Here is a 17,896-nt window from a genome sequence, read left to right as displayed (position 1 = left end):
CAGGCTACAAGGTGAATCATGCTGGCATTTTTTATTCGCAGACTGATTCAGGGCATCATTGTGATGTTCGTGATCAGCCTGATCAGCTTTTCCATACAGGACAATCTGGGTGACCCCCTTCGCGAGATGGTGGGGCAGTCCGTATCTGAGGCGGAGCGTGACGCACTGCGTGAACAGCTCGGTCTCAACGATCCCTTTCTGGTGCAGTATGGCCGCTTTCTGAAAAACGCCCTGCATGGAGACCTGGGCACCTCCTATTTCTTCAAGGAGCCGGCACTGACGGTCATTCTGAAGAAGCTTCCGGCAACGCTGGAGCTGGTCTTTGCGGCCACACTGATTATCGTGACGCTGTCCATTCCTCTGGGCATCTATTGCGCCATTCGCCCGCAAGCCTGGCTGACCAAGGTGGTCATGGGCCTGAGTATTGTCGGAATTTCTATCCCGGTCTTCCTGACCGCCATCATGCTGATGTTCATCTTTGCCATTGAGCTCGGGTGGATGCCGTCCTTCGGGCGCGGGGAAACCGTACACGTCTTCGGGTACTGGAATACCGGACTGGTAACGGCTGACGGGCTGAAACATCTGGTACTGCCTGCCGTTTCGCTTGCATCCATCATGCTGCCCCTCTTCATCCGCCTGATCCGCTCGGAGATGATGGAGGTACTGGAGCAGGACTATGTACGCTTTGCATGGGCCAAGGGCCTGTCGCCGGCACGGATTTATTTTGTCCACGCATTCAAGAATACCATGCTGCCGGTCATCACCGTCGGTGGCGTCCAGATTGGCACCATGGTGGCCTACACCATACTGACCGAAACCGTGTTCCAGTGGCCGGGCATGGGTTTTCTTTTCCTTGAGGCCGTCAACCGGGTGGATACCCCACTGATTGTGGCGTATCTGATCGTCGTCGGCGCCATTTTCGTTGTGACCAATACGGTGGTTGACCTGATTTATGGTCTGGTAAATCCCATGGTCAAAGTTGCAGGCAATAAGGCATGAGTGATCAGACAGTTCTGGAACAGGAAGCAGCACCTTCCGCGTGGGAACGTTTCCGTGACTCCCACTTCTGGCACAGTTTCAAACGCGACAAGGTGGCCATCATCAGCTTCACCCTGCTGTTCATCTACGTGATGGCGGCACTGCTGGCACCGGTCATTGCGCCCTATGATCCGTACGATCAGACGCAGATCGACATCATGGACTCGGAACTGCCGCCCATCTGGGAAGAGAACGGTGACGAACGCTTTATTCTGGGTACCGATGCACAGGGCCGGGACCTCTGGTCCACCATTCTCTATGGCACACGCATTTCACTGACCATCGGCATCGGCGCCGTGCTGCTGCAGGCCTTCCTGGGGGTGGTGCTGGGGTTGACTGCCGGCTACTTCGGAGGGCGCGTGGATGCCATTCTCATGCGCATCGCGGACGTTCAGCTGTCCTTCTCCACCATGATGGTCGCCATCATCGTGCTGGCCGTCTTTCAGGCCGCTTTCGGCACGGAGCTGTATCAGGAACTGGCGCTCATCATGTTGATTCTCGTCATCGGTATTGCGGAATGGCCCCAGTATGCGCGAACCATCCGCGCCTCGGTGCTGGCCGAGAAGAAGAAGGAATACGTGGATGCGGCAAGGGTCATGGGTATGCCCTCGGCACGGATCATGTTCAGGCACATTCTGCCCAATACGCTGTCACCCATTCTGGTCATTTCCACCGTGCAGATTGCCAATGCCATCATTTCCGAGGCCTCCCTGTCTTTCCTCGGACTGGGCATGCCGGTTTCCAAGCCCTCCCTGGGCTCGCTGATTTCTTCCGGATTCGAGTACATCTTTTCAGGGGCCTGGTGGATCACCATCATCCCCGGTCTGGTTCTCATCGGTCTGGTGCTGGTGATGAATCTGCTGGGCGACTGGCTCCGCGACGTACTCAATCCGAAACTCTACAAGGGCTGACACATGGCACTTCTCGAGGTCAAGAACCTGCAGGTCCGTTTCGGTCTGAGAACCGGCGATGTGACTGCACTGCATGACATCAGTTTCACGCTCAACCGGGGCGAACGGCTGGGCATTGTCGGCGAATCCGGTGCCGGCAAGTCCGTGGCCGCCTTCTCCATCCTCAATCTCATCAGCCGGCCGGGTTACATTTCCGGAGGCCAGATTCTTTTCGAAGGCCAGGATCTGGCGAGCCTGTCCCCGGAACAGATGCGCAAGATCCGGGGCAACCGGATCAGCATGATCTTTCAGGATCCGATGATGACACTCAACCCGGTGCTGACCATCGGACAGCAGATGGTGGAGTGCCTGACGGCGCACACTCAGATTTCTGTCGATGAAGCCCGGGCCATCGCTGTGGAGAAGCTGCGCCTGGTTCAGATTCCTTCCCCAGAAACCCGGCTGGACCAGTATCCCCACGAGTTGTCCGGTGGCATGCGGCAGCGTGTCATCATTGCCATCGCCCTGCTGCTCAACCCGGACATCATTATTGCGGATGAACCCACCACGGCGCTGGACGTGACCATTCAGGCAGAAATCATGGCCCTGCTCCTGGATCTGTGCGAAAGTCAGAATCTTGCGCTGATCCTCATCACACACGATCTGGGCGTGGTCTCCCAGGTCACCCAGCGAATGGTCGTGATGTATGCGGGCCGGATCATCGAACAGGGCCCGACCCGGGAAATCATCAATGACCCGCAACACCCCTATACTCAGGGCCTGATCAATGCCCTGCCCCAGCAGGCACTGCCCGGCCAGAGACTGAATCAGATCCGCGGCACCATGCCTCCTTTGCATCGCATTCCGCCGGGCTGCCCCTTCCATCCGCGTTGCGACTACGTGCGTGACGCCTGCAAGCACATCCTCCCCACCTTCGTCCGTTCGGGTGGCTGCGAAGTGGCGTGTCACATGGTCGAAGAACTGGTCCGGGAGGCCGAGGATGAGTAATACGGGCAAGTCCCTGCTGGAAATCCGCAATCTCTACAAGCGCTTCAGCATTTCAGGGGATTTTCTGGATCAGCTGAAGTTCGAGAAGGGCAAGCTGGTGCGCAAGCAGGAATACGTGCATGCCATCAACGGTGTCACACTGGACATCCCGCGTGGTGAAGCCCTGTGCGTGGTCGGTGAGTCCGGCTGCGGCAAGTCCACGGTGGCCCGGACGGTCATGGGGCTGATCTCGCCCACGTCGGGCGAGATCCATTACGACGGACAGCGCATCGATCACCTGAGCCAGAAGGCCCTGCTGCCCTGGCGAAAGCGCATGCAGATGATCTTTCAGAATCCGTATGCGTCCCTGAATCCGCGCATGACCATCTTCCAGACGCTGGAAGAGCCCATCCGGTTTCACCAGCCGGAGTTGTCTGCCACCGAGCGCCGGGACAAGATCCACGAGGTCATGTTCTCGGTGGGCGTGGATCCGTCCTGGGGTGTGCGCTACCCCCATGAATTTTCGGGCGGGCAGAGACAGCGGATCAGTATCGCGCGGGCTCTGATTGTGGACCCGGAATTCATTGTGGCGGACGAACCCATTTCGGCACTGGATGTCTCCATCCAGGCCCAGGTGCTGAACCTGCTGATGGATGCCCGCGAACAGCGCAACCTGACCTACATGTTCATCACCCACGACCTGGCCGTGGTCGAGCACTTCGGCACCTCGGTGGCAGTGATGTATCTGGGGACGGTGTGCGAATATGCCCCCACCCGCAAGCTGTTCGCCATGCCGCGTCACCCTTATACGCAGGCGTTGCTGAGCGCGATTCCGCGACTCAAGGACGACCGGCCGAACTTCATCCGGCTCAAGGGCGAGGTGCCGACGCCGGTCAACCTGCCCTCCGGGTGCGTGTTCCACGGGCGTTGCCCCTATGCCAACGAGCGCTGCCGTAACGAGGTTCCGAAGCTGAGAACAGTGGACGAAACGCGGGTCGCGTGTCATGCTGTCGAGGAAGGTCGCCTTTGAACGGATCACCGGATGGAAATTCGCTGGCTTGAAGATTTTATCGCGCTGGCCCGCACACGCCATTTCTCCCGCGCAGCGGAGGAGCAGAATGTCACCCAACCGACGTTCAGCCGCCGCATCAAGATGCTGGAAGAAGAAATGGGGGTGCAGCTGATCGACCGCAACTCGCTGCCGTTGTCACTGACACCGGCCGGGGAGATCTTTCTGGAAAGTGCGCGGGAAATCACCGAACTGCTGGCCGACACGCGGGAACGCTGCCAGCAGATTCGTCAGCGACAGGAAAACCGGCTCGTCTTTGCCACGTCCCAGACGCTGTATCTGTGTCTCTACAAGAGCTGGGTCGAACCCTTCTGTGCGCGTCAGGAAGTGGATGTCGAGCTGAACCTCAAGTCCACGGCCTGGGAACCCCGCGACTTTGTTCAGGCCCTGCTCCAGAAGCGCTGCGACCTCATGATGTACTACTGGCATCCGGCGTTGGATATTGCCGGCGATCTGGGACGCAACGAATTCGAGTTTGTCCGGCTCTGCGACGAGAAACTGGTGCCCTACTCTGTCCCGGATGAGTCCGGCAGACCCCGCTACGCGTTGCCGGGATCACGCCGTCGCCCGCTGCCGTTCATCGACTACCACCACGGTGCGCCGCTGAAGCCCGTCGTCTCCGCTTCCTTGCAGGCGCGGTCACAGCCGCCGTTTCTGACCACGGTCAACACCAACTTTCACTCGGTGAGCATCAAGGCCATGATCAAGGAGGGGTTCGGCGTGGGCTGGATTCCGTCGCGACTGGCCCAGGAGGCCGAACAGTTCGGCAAACTGGTGCGCGCCGGCGGCCCCGAGTGGGATATCCCGGTAGAAATCAGGCTGTACCGGTGGAAGGAAAACCATAACGTCAACCTGGCCCGTTTCTGGGCAGGACTTCAGGACCGGAAGGTCGTGCAGCCGGTCATGCCGGCTGCTGGCTGACGCTGCGCCTCGGCTTAGTTGCGACCGTACAGGCGCGGTCGCTCGAAGCGGAAGAATCCCTGTGCTTCCTCGCGCGCAATGGTGACGGCATTGCTCCCGAAATATTGCCGGCGCAGCGCGTCCAGTTCCGCAGCCGGCGGTTGCCCGTGATAACGTGCCGTCAGCGCCCGCCGGGCCTCCATGTATGCCATCCCGGTTTCCCATTGTTTCTGGCGCTGCTGGTCCTGCTTCTCCAGTGCCGCCACCTGTGCCTCGGTCAACCCCATCTGCCTGCGCAGCGCATTGATTCGTGACTGTCTCGCATCCGGTGGCAGTCGCTTTAGGTCGTTCTGAACCGAATCCAGCCTGAAAAAGACCTGGGCAACCAGGCCCGCATTGACGAGCGGGGCTTCCACCGTATTGCGGTATTGTTCTTCAAGCGTGGTGCGGAGCAGATAAAGGCGCTCCTCCATGGGCGTCTCGTCCGCCTTGTTCAGCAACGCAACGGTCTGCTGGACGGTTTGCGCCCGGGCTTCCCGCGAACGCAGCTCGTCCTGCCAGAGCTGTTCGGCGTCGTCACCGAACATTTCCCGGCGCTTGGCCCAAAGTGTGCCCTGTCTGGAGAGGGGGTCCATGTGGTTCAGGCTGACCAGCTCGCGAATCACCCATTCATCATACGCATCCAGGCGGGCAATCAGGTTCAGAATGGCCTCCGCCTGCTCGGGAAACGCACCCCGGATCACCGACCTGAACAGGGCATCGCCCTCGTCAGGCCAGGCCTTGATCAGCGAGTCCCGCAAGTCACGCAGCTCGGCACGGGCAGCCACCGAGTTCACGTAGGTGCCGTAGTCTTCGCGCAGACGACGGATGAGGCTGAGTCTGAGGGCTTCCCGGCGATCCTGGCCGGTTGTCTGTGAGTCCGGTTCCGGCTGCGCTGTCCTCTCCGGCACAGGTGTGGAATTGGCCGCAAGATTGTCGCCCAGCCACTCCCCCACTCCGGAAACACCGACAAGGAAACTTCCGGCCAGCATGAGTCCCAGTCCGGCGATGACCGAACCATATCGCATGATCTTCATGGCTACACTCCTTTGCGGGGTGACCGCAGTCACCCCGCGTTCAACCGTTACAGCAGCGGTTGCAGATGTGGCCAGATCAGATCCGCCAGCTTCCGGGAGCCGGACGTGGCCGGGTGAATGCCATCAATAATGATGTCGGAGGAACTGATGAACTGCCGGGGATCCACAAATGTGCAGTTGGCCCAGGTGTTGCTGCAGGCGTCTGCCAGACGGGTATCTCCGTAATCCACGGCCCTGGCCAGATTGGCCTGCAAGCCCTTGGGATAGTAGTACCCCAGATAAATGATGTTTTGCACACCGTCGGATGCCATGGTGTTGAGCAGATCTACCAGATCCACGTAAACGTCGTTGACCAGATTCCGGCAGGATGAGGAGATGTTCCACCGCCACCAGTGAGTACGGCAGCCGTAAGGGTCAAACACCAGCGCCGGAATCAGAATGTCATTACCGCCTCCATCCATGACGATCGTTTCGATATTGGGGTCATCCTGCCGGGCATCCTGATACTGTTGTGTCACCGGTGTGGCCACAAACCCGCCGGAAAGCTCCGCGCCGCTGAGGGTATAGTCCCTGAAGGTCTGACCGGCCCGTTCTTCGAGAAACTGCTGGATCTTTCCGGACAAATCAAAGATTGAATCGCCCACGGTGATGATCTCGTTACGGTCGGCCTGACGCACATAACTGTTGCCCGACGTGCAGCCCACCAGGGTGACGACCGCAGCCATCGCAATCAGCGCTCTGAGACCTTGCCAGGAGAACAGGGTTTTGAGGGTTTTTGCCTTCTGTTTCATATCGGATCTGCCTTGTTATTGTTGTTGAGGTTGTAGGGAATACAGCCCTTTCACGATACCCCTTCACCCGGCATGTCCGGGTGGCCGATTGCGCCCACCTGCCCGCCGGATCTTCGCAATTTGCGCGCTTGGGCGGGCATATCACCCAAACAGGGGATGCCCGAAAACAACAGAATGCCGTTTTTGAGACATCTGTCCCTGAAACTGTCCGTGCAAGTTCGCTAGGCTGCATGCGCAACCGATCACCGACAACGAGAACAAGAACCATGGTGAGTGATGACATCTACGCACGGCTGCTCATGGCCGTTCTGGGGCGGGAAGGCCCCGTCATTCCGTCCGACAGGCTGCAGTCGATTTCCGGTAGCGGGAGTGACCCGGAATCGCTGGCACGCCAGTTTCTCAACCTTGTGTATTCCCTGCACCCTGATACCGATCTGGGTTTGCGTTACGGGCATCATCTGCATCCTGCCGGCCTGTGCGACTTTGCCCGGGCACTCTATACCGCCCCGGATATACGCTCCAGCCTGCAACTGCTGACCCGGATGAGTTTCGCGCGGGGGCATTGCTTCAGCCTGTTCACCCGGGAGGAAGGGGGAAGAGTCTGGGTATTTCTGACCTTTCCTCACCAGTTTCCGCTACACGACGGCGTCAGACGCTTCCACATGGAAGCCACCTTTTCCTTTGCCCTCAATGGGCTGCAGGCCATGCTGGGCAACTGGCCGGAAGATGTGCGCATCACCCTGCCCTGCGCGCCGCCGCGTTACCAGCGTCTGTTTGTCAGACACTGGCCGCTTGCACCGGAATTCAACGCACCGGCAGCCGCCCTGTCGTTTCCCGCACGGTATCTGAAAGCCCCCGTGATCAGCCGTGATGATGCCTTGCATGCGGTGTCGCTGGAACGGGCCGAACAGCACTGGCAGGCACAGATGCGGGCCGCCAATTTCAGTTACCGCGCAACGGATGCCATGATCCGCCACCACCCGGAACTGCTTCATGCCACGGCGCTGGCCACGCACCTGAACATGTCCGTCCGTACCCTGCAAAAGCATCTGGTCAGGTGCCACGACACCTTTCAGCACATGCTCACGCGCGTTCGCCGTGAACTCTGGGCGGTCTATGCGGGGTTACTGAATCTTCCGGCCGAAGATGTTTCCGAGTTGCTCGGATTCGGCAGCGTTTCCGGCTACCGGCGCTTTTGTCGCACATTCAGCCCTTCGGGACACCCCGTCAGGCTGGCCCAGTCCTGAGGGTGATCCACATCCTGCCAGACTCCGCTGTCCCTGACCGGTACGGTGACATGGCAGGAACCGGGCAGTGAACGGATCAACTCACGGGCGCCCTGATCACCCTCCAGCGTTTTCAGAGCCGGAAAGAAGTCACTGCCCAGAATCACGGGATGACCGGGCCGTGCGGGGGTGACGCAGGTATCCAGCGGCCTCGCGACCCGGTCCCGGCCTGCCCGGGCCATCACGGCCGTCAGGGTGGAGGGCCGGATGGCGGGCATGTCGGCCAGGAGTACGCCCATCCATTCCCGGCCGATCGCCCAGGCTGCGGCACAGCGTAACGATGCCGCCAGCCCTTCTTCCGCATCATGATTGATCAGTGGCGTAAGTCCCGCCCGGGTTGCCAGGTCCTGCAACGACGTCTGGTCGGGCCTGAGCACAACGGCCACGGGCATGCTGAAACCTGAAACCAGCACCCGAACATGGTCAAACATCGGCCTCTGACACTGCGGACAGGGCGCCAGCGTCTTGTCGGCACCATAACGCCGGGCATACCCGGATGCCAGAATGACCCAGCAGCCGTTCATGCCAGTCTGTCCGGCAGGGCCTCCGGCACGGGATAGTCTGTCCGAACGGGCAACCGCTGGTTTTTCACCTGAAAGATCCGCGCGAGAATGGAGACGGCGATTTCCGCAGGCGTGCGGCTGCCGATATCCATGCCGACCGGTGACTCCAGGCGTGCCAGCTCAAAAGGTGACAGGCCCAGAGATTGCAGGCGTTCTGCCCGTTTCCGCGCCGTCCGGGCCGATGCCATGGCCCCGACGAGCAGTGCCGGCCCTTTGAGTGCTTCCAGCAGGGCCATGTCGTCCACTCTCGGATCATGAGACAGGCAAACGATCGCTGACTGGTGGTCGGGTTTCTTTTGCTGCAACCAGTCGTCAGGCAGGGCCGCATCCGGTCGGACTCCCGCCACGGACCAGCTTGACCGCCAGGCTTCCCGGGGCTCGCAGACAGCCACATCCATCCCCGATTGCAAGGCCATGACCGTCAGTGCTTCCGCCACCGGACCGGCCCCCATGAGCAGCAGGCGCACAACCGGACCATAGGTCAGACAGATACGCTCCGGTTCGGACTCCACCGCCTCCCGTCGCGGTGCTGTCAGATCCGGCAGACTGCCACTCAGGGACAATCCCCTGCAGATGGCCCTCCGGTTCAGCAGGGCATCGGCCACCTGGCGGAAATGCGACATCAGGTCCGGAACCGGTACCAGACGTTCGGCCACCAGATGCAGGGTGCCGCCACAGGGCAACCGGAACCGCTCCCGGTCACCTTCCCGATCACCATAGGTCAACCCGAAAAGCCGATAGCCCGGGCTCCGGGATGTGCGGAGCCGGCTTTGAAGATCCTCTTCGATGCAACCACCCGAGACCGACCCCATCATGGTGCCATCATCCCACAACACCCAGACACTGCCGGGCAACCGGGGTGCAGCGCCCCAGGTGCTGAGGACCGTCACGAGCCATCCGCTGCGGCCCTGCGCCAGACCTTCCGCCAGCCGGCGCCAGACATCCGGTTCCGCCGCAATCATGCCGGTTTCAGTTCCAGAGGCAGCTCACGCAACCGCCTGCCGGTTGCGGCAAACAGCGCATTGGCCACCGCAGGTGCCACCGGTGGCACGCCCGGCTCGCCCACACCCGTGGGCGGATGGTCGGTCGGCACCAGCACCACTTCCATCTCCGGTACTTCGTGGGTACGCAACATCCGGTAGTCGTGGAAATTGGACTGCACAACACCCCCCTGCCGGAAGTCTATCCGGCCGAAAAGGGTTGCGGTCAGACCGAAGATCATTCCGCTTTGCATCTGTGCCACCACGATATCCGGGTTAACGATGGTGCCGCAGTCCACGGCGCAGACCATCCGGACAACCCGGAAGGTACCCGCCGCCTCATCCACTTCAACCTCCGCCACCTGAGCCACATAGGTATCGAAACTCTTGTGGCAGGCCACCCCCTGATACCGCCCGGGTGCGGGTTTCCCCCAGCCTGCCTTTGCAACGGCGGCATTGAGCACGCCCAGGTGCCTGGCATGGTTGCGGAGATGCCGACGTCTGAACTCAACCGGATCCTCACCCGCAGCATGGGCCAGTTCGTCAATGAAGGATTCCACGGCGAATGCATTGTGAGAATGGCCCACGGAACGCCAATAGCTGACCGGAATGCCCGCATCTGCCTGAACATGGGCCACTTCCACATTGGGTGCAGCATAGGGCACGTCTTCGGCCCCTTCAATCGGCGACGAATCCGGATTGATCATGGGCGCCATGCGGGCGGCAAGCCGTACCATCATCTGAGGCGTCCAGGCGGGCACAACCGCTCCGGCGGCATCCCTGACGAACCAGTCGATGATGCGCGGACAGACAATCTTGTGGCGCCAGGCGTCAAGTGATCCCTGATCATCCAGAGAGGCCTGAAGACGGTGCAGTGCTGCCGGGCGGTACAGATCGTGCCGAGTATCCTCTTCCCGCGACCAGATCACCTTTACGGGCCGGTTCGTATGGGTGGCGATGGCCACGGCTTCGGCCACGTAGTCCTGGCTCAGACGGCGACCGAATCCCCCGCCGATCCAGGTGGTGTGAATCTGAATGGCCTCCGCACCGAGCCCGGATTCACGCATGGCCACGGCCCGGGCCACATCCGGCCCCTGGGTCGGCGCCCAGACGTCCAGACGGCCATCCCGCAGCCATGCCGTGCAATTCTGCGGTTCCAGTGTGGCATGGGCGAGGAACGGAGCCCGGTATTCCGCTTCCAGGACGCGTCCCGAGCGTTCCAGGGCTCTGGCGGCATTGCCCTCGTCCCGGTGCACGGAGCCGTCTTCGCTGCTTTTCTGCTCATACAGGGCCCAGACCGCTTCCGTATCCAGATCACGGCGGCCACCCTGCCAGTCAATTTTCAACGCCTCCCGGGCCTTGCGCGCCTGCCAGTAGCGCTCTGCCAATATCGCCACACCTCGGGGAATTTCCACCACATCCACCACGCCCGGCATGCGGCGGATTTCCTCCGCATTCAGAATTGCGGGCCGCGCTTCCAGGACTGGCGGCCGGGTCACGACCGCATGGAGCATGTTGTCCAGCTCCACATCGATGCCGTACCGGGCCTGGCCAAAGACCTTGGGCACCTTGTCGCGCCGATTGTTCTGGCGGCCGATCCAGCGGTATTCGGAAGCCGGCTTGAGCGGGAGGGTATCCGGCAGGGTTTCGGAGCGGGCCAGCGCGACCAGATCGCCCAATGCAAGCGTCCGGTCACCGACGGTGCAACCCCGCTCGTCAAGGATGACCTGATCCATGGGCACGTCCAGCACCCGTGCCGCCGCCTTCCGGAGCAGCACCGCGCAGCCTGCGGCCGCTTCCCGGATACGCTGCCAACTGGTCGCCATGCTGGTGCTGCCACCTGTCAGCTGCAGGCCATACACCGGCTGGTTGTAAACCTTGTCCACGGGCGCAAAGACCACATCCACGCTCTCCGGTGGACGGTTCATTTCCTCACCGACCAGCGTACAGAGTCCGGTCATGGTGCCCTGGCCCATCTCCACCCGGTCCAGCGTCAGGATCACGCGGCTGTCCGGTGTCACTTCTATCCATGCGTTGGGCCGCAGCGAGGCGGGATCCTGCCCTTCGGGCAGTGTGCTGCACCCCGGCAACGCAAAGGCCATCATCAATCCGCCCGTTGCACTGGCGGAAACCTTGAGGAAAGTGCGGCGATCCATGTTCAGCTCAGCCATGGGACACCTCCCCGGTTTCAGCTTCCGGTGTCCAGGTGCCCACCATTTGCCTTGCGGCATGGCGGATGGCGGCCTGAATGCGCGGATAGGTGCCGCACCGGCAGATGTTGCCGGCCATGGCCCCGCGTATGGCGTCATCATCGGGATCGGGTATACGCCTGAGCAGTGCATAGGCACTCATGATCTGACCGGACTGGCAATAGCCACACTGGGGCACGTTGAGTGCCATCCAGGCCTGCTGAAGCGGATGAGGCTGTTCGGGCGAACCGATGCCTTCGATCGTGGTCACCGGCTGACCGGCCACGGCACTTAGCGGGGTACTGCAGGAGCGGACCGGCTGATCCCCCAGCAATACCGTGCAGGCACCGCAGAAGCCACGCCCGCAGCCGAACTTGGTGCCCTTGAGACCGATTGAATCGCGTATGACCCAGAGAAGAGGTGTATCAGGAGAATCCGTGACGGTGTGCTCCTGCCCGTTTATCGTTATTTTCATGGCAGCATCCTGTTTGAGGCGTATCGGCCTCATGTTATGTGACCGTTAGTCACTTGTCCACAAGCGGGATACAGGGTATTCCCCACCTCGCGCCCCTGTTCCATTCCCGGTATACTTCACCCCAGTGTTTTGACAGGAATTGCACATGTCTGAGATTGATGTTCTGATTCGCGCGCGCTGGATGCTGAAACTGGACGGCACGCGTACCGTCATTGAAAATGCCGCACTCGCCATGGCGGGTGACAAGATTGTGTATGCGGGGCCTGCTGCAGAGGCGCCCCGGGAAGCGGCCGAGATCGTCGAGCTTGGTCAGCACGTGCTGTTGCCGGGCCTGGTGAACGCCCATGGTCATGCAGCCATGACGCTGTTCCGCGGCCTGGCCGATGACCTGCCACTGATGACCTGGCTCCAGGAGCATATCTGGCCAGCGGAAGGTCAGTGGGTCTCCGGGCAGTTCGTGGAGGACGGCACCCGTCTGGCCATCGCCGAAATGCTGCGCAGCGGTACCACCACGTTCAGCGACATGTACTTCTTCCCGGAAGTCGCTTCACGCGTGGCCGAGGCCGAAGGCATGCGTGTTCAGATATGCTGCCCCCTGATGGACTTCCCCACTCCCTGGGGACAGGGGCCGGACGACTATCTGGAAAAAACCGTGGCGCTGGCCGCCCAATGGCGAGGCAGCAACTGGGTTCAGGTCGCGCTCGGTCCGCACGCCCCCTACACGGTATCGGACGAGCCGTTCCGCAAGGTGGTGGCGGCGGCGCAAGAGCATGACCTGCCCATCCAGGTCCATCTGCAGGAAACTGCCGTGGAAGTCGAACAGGCCATCGCAAATACCGGCAAGCGGCCGACACAGCGACTGGCCGAACTGGGCGTGCTCAACCCGCGCACCCAGTGCGTTCACATGACCCAGATTGACGAAACTGATCTGGCCATCCTGAAGGAAACCGGCGCCCACATCGTGCACTGTCCGGAATCCAACCTGAAGCTGGCCAGCGGCATCTGTCCCGTCAACACGTTGCTCGAGCACGGCATCAACGTGGCACTGGGTACCGACGGCGCCGCCTCCAACAACGACCTGGACATGTTTGGCGAGATGCAGACAGCCGCCCTGATAGCCAAGGTGCAGAGCAACGATGCGGCTGCGGTCAATGCCTGGCAGGCGCTGGAAATGGCCACCATGGGAGGTGCCCGGGCGCTAGGTCTGGCCGACCGCATCGGCTCACTGGAACCCGGGAAGTTCGCGGATGTCATCGCCGTGGACATGGGCGATCTCTTTGTCCAGCCGGTGTACAACCTGCATTCGCATCTGGTGTACAGCATGAGTGCCAGACAGGTCAGTGACGTCTGGACCGCTGGCAAGCGCCGTCTCGCGAACGGACGACTCACAAGCCTTGATACGGCAGCACTGCGCGAGCGGATTGCTGACTGGCAGGCGAGGATCAAGTCATGACCCGGACTCAGGAAAATGTGGATCTCGAAGAGATCCGCAAGTTCGAGGAGCTGGCGCACCGTTGGTGGGACCCGCACAGCGAGTTCCGGCCACTGCATCAGATCAACCCGCTGCGGCTGGACTATATCGACAGCCGCGCCGGGCTCCGGGGCAAGCGTGTTCTTGATGTCGGCTGCGGCGGCGGCATTCTGAGCGAAAGCATGGCTGCCCGCGGTGCGGACGTGACCGGCATCGACATGGGCGAAGCCCCGTTGGCCGTTGCGCGACTGCACAGCCTCGAATCCGGCATACCGGTCAACTATCAGCGCACGACCATTGAAGCCCTGGCCGACGCGGCGCCCGAAAGCTTCGATGTGGTCACCTGCATGGAAATGCTGGAGCACGTGCCGGATCCGGCATCGGTGGTCGCAGCCTGTGCCCGGGTGGCGAAACCCGGTGCGCACCTGTTCTTCAGCACACTCAACCGCAACCCCAAATCCTTCCTGTTCGCGATTGTCGGCGCGGAATATGTGCTGAAACTGCTGCCGCGGGGTACACACCAGTGGTCCAGGTTCATCAAGCCGGGTGAGCTGGCGCGCTTTGTCCGCCAGGCCGGGCTGAACATGCAGGACATGATCGGCATGACCTACAATCCCGTCACCCGGACCTACAAGCTGGGGCCGGATGTGGATGTCAATTACATGATTCATACCCGCAAGCCGGAGGCCGAATGACCCACCCCGGACAGCCCGGCGCCGTATTGTTCGACCTGGACGGCACCCTGGTGGATACTGCGCCGGACTTTCATGCTGTCCTGACGCGACTCTGCAAGGCACATGGCCGGCCCGCGCCCGGTTACGAGGCGCTGCATGCAGTCGTTTCCGAAGGCGGGCGCGCCATGGTGACCCTGGCCTTTGGCCTGCCGCCGGATCACCCGGAGTTCCCCGACCTGCACCGCGCCTTTCTGAACGCCTACAGCGAGCAGGCGTGCCATCACAGCCGCCTGTATGAGGGGGCGGATGCGCTGCTCAACTGGCTTGACAGCCAGACACTGCCCTGGGGCATTGTCACCAACAAGCCCAGACGCTTCACCGAAGTGATTGTGGACACCCTGAAGCTCAGACCGCATGCTGTTGTCTGCCCTGACGATGTGCCCCGGGCCAAGCCGGCGCCTGACGCCCTGCTCAAAGCCTGCGATGCCCTCGGAACGGAAACTGCCGCAACCTGGTACGTAGGTGATCACCCCCGTGATGTGGAAGCCGGACAGGCCGCCGGCTGCCCGACGCTGGGCGCCACCTGGGGCTACATTTCCGACCGGCATCCTCCTGAAAGCTGGGGCGCCGATGTGCTGATTCCTTCTCCCATCGCACTCCTGAACCTGTTGAAACAGACTCTGAAGCTGGACTGATTATGCATACCTATAACGCCCGACCTGATTTGCTCAAAGACCGCATCATTCTCGTGACCGGTGCCGGTGACGGTATTGGCCGTGCCGCCGCCCTGACCTTTGCGCGTCACGGCGCCACCGTGCTGCTGCTCGGCCGCACCACCGCCAAGCTGGAAGCCGTGTACGACGAAATCGAGTCGGCCGGATACCCTCAGCCCGCGATCCTGCCGGTCAACCTGGAATCCACCGCCTACAAGGATTATCAGGAAGTAGCCAATGCCATTGACGACGAGTTCGGACGTCTGGATGGCCTGCTGCACAATGCCGCCATTCTGGGCATGCGTGCGCCGCTGGATCACTACGATCCGGATACCTGGATGAAAGTCATGCATGTAAATGTCAATGCCGCCTTCATGCTGACCAAGGCATTGATCCCGCTGCTGCGCAAGTCGGAGGATGCTTCCGTGGTCTTTACCTCGTCCAGTGTCGGTCGCAAAGGACGGGCATACTGGGGTGCCTATGCTGTCTCCAAGTTTGCCGTCGAAGGACTGATGCAGGTGATGGCCGACGAAATGGATGATCCCAATTACAACGTGCGGGTCAACTCCATCAACCCCGGAGCCACCCGGACACAGATGCGTGCATTTGCCTATCCTGCGGAAAATCCGGAAAACAACCCCAGACCGGAAGACATCATGCCGGCCTATCTGTATCTGATGGGACCTGACAGCCAGGGTGTCAATGGTCAGGCTTTCGACGCGCAGCCCAAACCCGCCTCTTGAAATTCTGAACACCAACCCTATCTTCAGCCTTGCGGCACCCCGGGTGTCGCAAGGTGACTTCAACTCGGCAAACTGACTTTCAGCATGCAAAGGAGGTTACCATGACGGTTGCCACTGCATCTGATCGCCTGTTTGAGTTGACCGATCCGTTTGAAGAGCTTGTTCTGAAGGAACTCAGGGAATACTTTGACTGGGTCTATCTGAACAACTGAAACAAAACAGGGCCGCATATGCGACCCTGTTTCATTATGGTGCCTGCACCAAACCGGTTCAGATGTTCTCGAACTGGTTCATGGTGTTTGCTGCACCACCTGCCTTCAGCGCAGCCTCACCGGCGAAGTATTCCTTGTGGTCATCGCCAATGTAGGTACCGGCCATATCCTGGTGCTTGACGGTCGGTACACCTTCGCGGATTTCGCGGCGCTGTACACCCGCCACGTAGGCCAGCATGCCCTCGTCTCCGAAGTAGCCCTTGGCCAGGTCATCGGTAGACAGCGCTGCAGTGTGGTAGGTCGGCAGCGTGATCAGGTGGTGGAAGATACCCGCTTCGCGAGAGGCATCAGCCTGGAAGTTCTGGATACGACGATCCGCTTCTGCAGCCAGTTCGGTGTCGTCGTACTCACGCGCCATCAGGCGGTCACGATCGTATGCAGAAACGTCCTTGCCCTGAGCAGCCCAATCGTCGAATACCTGCTGACGGAAGTTGAGCGTCCAGTTGAAGGACGGAGAGTTGTTGTACACCAGCTTCGCGTTGGGTACGACTTCGCGGATACGGTTGACCATGCCTGCGATCTGACCCACGTGAGGCTTCTCGGTTTCGATCCAGAGCAGATCTGCACCGTTCTGCAGAGAAGTGATGCAGTCGAGCACAACGCGGTCTTCGCCGGTACCTTCCTTGAAGCAGAACAGGCCGGAAGGCAGACGCTTGACCTTCTTCAGCTTGCCTTCTGCCTTGATGACCACATCGCCGTTCTCGATGTCGTCAGCGCTGCTGATGTATTCGCCATCCAGGAAGGAGTTGTACTTGTCACCCAGATCACCCGGCTCGTTGGTCACGGCGATCTGCTTGGTCAGACCAGCGCCCAGAGAGTCGGTACGGGCAACAATCACACCGTCGTCAACGCCCAGCTCGAGGAAGGCATAACGCACAGCGCGGATCTTCGCCAGGAAGTCTTCGTGCGGTACAGTAACCTTGCCGTCCTGGTGACCACACTGCTTCTCGTCGGAAACCTGGTTCTCGATCTGGATACAGCAGGCACCGGCTTCGATCATCTTCTTGGCCAGCAGGTAGGTCGCTTCCGCGTTACCGAAACCGGCGTCGATGTCAGCAATGATGGGCACAACGTGCGTTTCGAAGTTGTCGATCTTGTTGATGATCTCTTCTTCCTTGGCCTTGTCGCCAGCCTTGCGGGCATCGTCCAGGGCGCGGAACAGGTGGTTCAGTTCCCATGCGTCAGCCTGCTTGAGGAAGGTGTAGAGTTCGCGGATCAGATCCGGCACTGCAGTCTTCTCGTGCATGGACTGGTCAGGCAGCGGGCCGAACTCGGAACGCAGTGCGGCAACCATCCAGCCGGAGAGGTACAGGTAGCGACGCTTGGTGCTGCCGAAACGACGCTTGATGGAAATCATCTTCTGTTGACCGATGAAACCATGCCAGCAACCCAGAGACTGGGTGTACTTGGAGGAATCGGCGTCATAGGCAGCCATGTCTTCCCGCATGATCTTGGCGGTGTACTTGGCGATGTCCAGGTGGGTCTTGAAGCGGTTCTGGAGCTCCATGCGTACGGCAGCTTCGGCCTTAATGTCTCTCCAGCCTTCGCCGTTGCTCTCAATCAGGGCTTGTTTGGCTTTCACCAGATCAAGGTACTTTGACATACATTCGTTCCTTTCGGTACTGACACTTGAAGTGATGCGGCACGAGGCGCATCGGTTGTGTGAACGGGGCCCATTCTAAGGGGTTACCGAAAATAAATAAAATATATAGACATGATACCGGGTATATATATTGTGAATATCCGTGCAATCATCTCACGTTGTCCGGCACGTCCGAG

The 17,896-nt window shown here is 60.5% G+C and carries 17 protein-coding genes; 10 read left to right on the top strand and 7 right to left on the bottom strand.

What is annotated here, in order from left to right; all coding sequences use genetic code 11:
* The first annotated feature begins 18 nt into the window (after window positions 1-18).
* Genes AAIA72_RS02055 through AAIA72_RS02035 form a run of 5 tightly spaced genes read left to right on the top strand, consistent with a single transcriptional unit; the run spans window position 19 to window position 4,905 of the window.
* Window positions 19-999, top strand: coding sequence for an ABC transporter permease (locus tag AAIA72_RS02055; RefSeq protein ID WP_369601795.1), 981 nt, complete (start codon window positions 19-21; stop codon window positions 997-999).
* Window positions 996-1,949 carry an ABC transporter permease gene (locus AAIA72_RS02050; protein ID WP_369601794.1) on the top strand — a complete coding sequence of 318 codons (954 nt, stop codon included), beginning with the start codon at window positions 996-998 and terminating at the stop codon, window positions 1,947-1,949. Before AAIA72_RS02055 ends, AAIA72_RS02050 begins: the two co-directional genes overlap by 4 nt.
* Window positions 1,950-1,952: 3 nt before the next feature.
* A complete protein-coding gene (locus tag AAIA72_RS02045; RefSeq protein WP_369601793.1) occupies window positions 1,953-2,936 on the top strand; it encodes an ABC transporter ATP-binding protein in 984 nt (327 codons plus the stop codon).
* A complete protein-coding gene (locus AAIA72_RS02040; protein ID WP_369601792.1) occupies window positions 2,929-3,945 on the top strand; it encodes an ABC transporter ATP-binding protein in 1,017 nt (338 codons plus the stop codon). The genes AAIA72_RS02045 and AAIA72_RS02040 overlap by 8 nt, the downstream gene beginning before the upstream one ends.
* Window positions 3,946-3,957: 12 nt before the next feature.
* On the top strand, window positions 3,958-4,905 hold the full coding sequence (locus AAIA72_RS02035) for a LysR family transcriptional regulator (protein ID WP_369601791.1): 948 nt from the start codon (window positions 3,958-3,960) through the stop codon (window positions 4,903-4,905).
* 14 nt (window positions 4,906-4,919) lie between these two features.
* On the opposite strand, the gene AAIA72_RS02030 is transcribed toward AAIA72_RS02035, so the two are convergent.
* Together AAIA72_RS02030 and AAIA72_RS02025 are read right to left on the bottom strand one after the other, a co-directional pair.
* Window positions 4,920-5,960, bottom strand: a complete 1,041-nt coding sequence (locus AAIA72_RS02030) for a hypothetical protein (protein WP_369601790.1) — start codon at window positions 5,958-5,960, stop codon at window positions 4,920-4,922.
* Window positions 5,961-6,007: 47 nt separating this feature from the next.
* A complete protein-coding gene (locus tag AAIA72_RS02025) occupies window positions 6,008-6,751 on the bottom strand; it encodes an SGNH/GDSL hydrolase family protein (protein ID WP_369601789.1) in 744 nt (247 codons plus the stop codon).
* 266 nt (window positions 6,752-7,017) lie between these two features.
* Here AAIA72_RS02025 and AAIA72_RS02020 point away from each other — a divergent pair, with 266 nt between their 5' ends.
* A complete protein-coding gene (locus tag AAIA72_RS02020; protein ID WP_369601788.1) occupies window positions 7,018-7,998 on the top strand; it encodes an AraC family transcriptional regulator ligand-binding domain-containing protein in 981 nt (326 codons plus the stop codon).
* On the opposite strand, the gene AAIA72_RS02015 is transcribed toward AAIA72_RS02020, so the two are convergent.
* From AAIA72_RS02015 to AAIA72_RS02000, 4 genes are read right to left on the bottom strand one after another with little or no spacing between them, the layout of a single operon-like run.
* Window positions 7,935-8,561: an NTP transferase domain-containing protein gene (locus AAIA72_RS02015; RefSeq protein ID WP_369601787.1), complete on the bottom strand. Its 627-nt coding sequence runs from the start codon at window positions 8,559-8,561 to the stop codon at window positions 7,935-7,937. The two genes, AAIA72_RS02020 and AAIA72_RS02015, sit on opposite strands and share 64 nt — an antisense overlap.
* Window positions 8,558-9,562 (bottom strand): XdhC family protein, encoded by a 1,005-nt coding sequence (locus tag AAIA72_RS02010; RefSeq protein ID WP_369601786.1) that lies wholly within the window; start codon window positions 9,560-9,562, stop codon window positions 8,558-8,560. The genes AAIA72_RS02015 and AAIA72_RS02010 overlap by 4 nt, the downstream gene beginning before the upstream one ends.
* Window positions 9,559-11,751 (bottom strand): molybdopterin cofactor-binding domain-containing protein, encoded by a 2,193-nt coding sequence (locus AAIA72_RS02005; RefSeq protein WP_369601785.1) that lies wholly within the window; start codon window positions 11,749-11,751, stop codon window positions 9,559-9,561. The genes AAIA72_RS02010 and AAIA72_RS02005 overlap by 4 nt, the downstream gene beginning before the upstream one ends.
* On the bottom strand, window positions 11,744-12,244 hold the full coding sequence (locus AAIA72_RS02000; protein WP_369601784.1) for a (2Fe-2S)-binding protein: 501 nt from the start codon (window positions 12,242-12,244) through the stop codon (window positions 11,744-11,746). The genes AAIA72_RS02005 and AAIA72_RS02000 overlap by 8 nt, the downstream gene beginning before the upstream one ends.
* Window positions 12,245-12,389: 145 nt before the next feature.
* Here AAIA72_RS02000 and AAIA72_RS01995 point away from each other — a divergent pair, with 145 nt between their 5' ends.
* From AAIA72_RS01995 to AAIA72_RS01980, 4 genes are read left to right on the top strand one after another with little or no spacing between them, the layout of a single operon-like run.
* Window positions 12,390-13,697, top strand: coding sequence for a TRZ/ATZ family hydrolase (locus AAIA72_RS01995; protein WP_369601783.1), 1,308 nt, complete (start codon window positions 12,390-12,392; stop codon window positions 13,695-13,697).
* The gene (gene ubiG / locus AAIA72_RS01990) at window positions 13,694-14,410 is read left to right on the top strand and encodes a bifunctional 2-polyprenyl-6-hydroxyphenol methylase/3-demethylubiquinol 3-O-methyltransferase UbiG (RefSeq protein ID WP_369601782.1); all 717 of its coding nucleotides are present in this window, start codon (window positions 13,694-13,696) and stop codon (window positions 14,408-14,410) included. Before AAIA72_RS01995 ends, ubiG begins: the two co-directional genes overlap by 4 nt.
* Window positions 14,407-15,084 (top strand): HAD family hydrolase, encoded by a 678-nt coding sequence (locus AAIA72_RS01985; RefSeq protein WP_369601781.1) that lies wholly within the window; start codon window positions 14,407-14,409, stop codon window positions 15,082-15,084. The genes ubiG and AAIA72_RS01985 overlap by 4 nt, the downstream gene beginning before the upstream one ends.
* Window positions 15,085-15,086: 2 nt before the next feature.
* Entirely contained in the window at window positions 15,087-15,845 is a 759-nt protein-coding gene (locus AAIA72_RS01980) for a YciK family oxidoreductase (protein ID WP_369601780.1), read from the top strand.
* Window positions 15,846-16,115: 270 nt separating this feature from the next.
* Here AAIA72_RS01980 and AAIA72_RS01975 read toward each other — a convergent pair whose 3' ends face one another.
* A complete protein-coding gene (locus tag AAIA72_RS01975; protein WP_369601779.1) occupies window positions 16,116-17,720 on the bottom strand; it encodes an isocitrate lyase in 1,605 nt (534 codons plus the stop codon).
* Window positions 17,721-17,896: the final 176 nt, after the last annotated feature.

The sequence above is a fragment of the Thermohahella caldifontis genome (assembly GCF_041153465.1).
GTDB classification, from domain to species: Bacteria; Pseudomonadota; Gammaproteobacteria; order Pseudomonadales; family Oleiphilaceae; genus Thermohahella; species Thermohahella caldifontis.
Note: the sequence above shows the minus strand (reverse complement) of the source record. Positions and strands in the feature narration are given on the sequence as shown.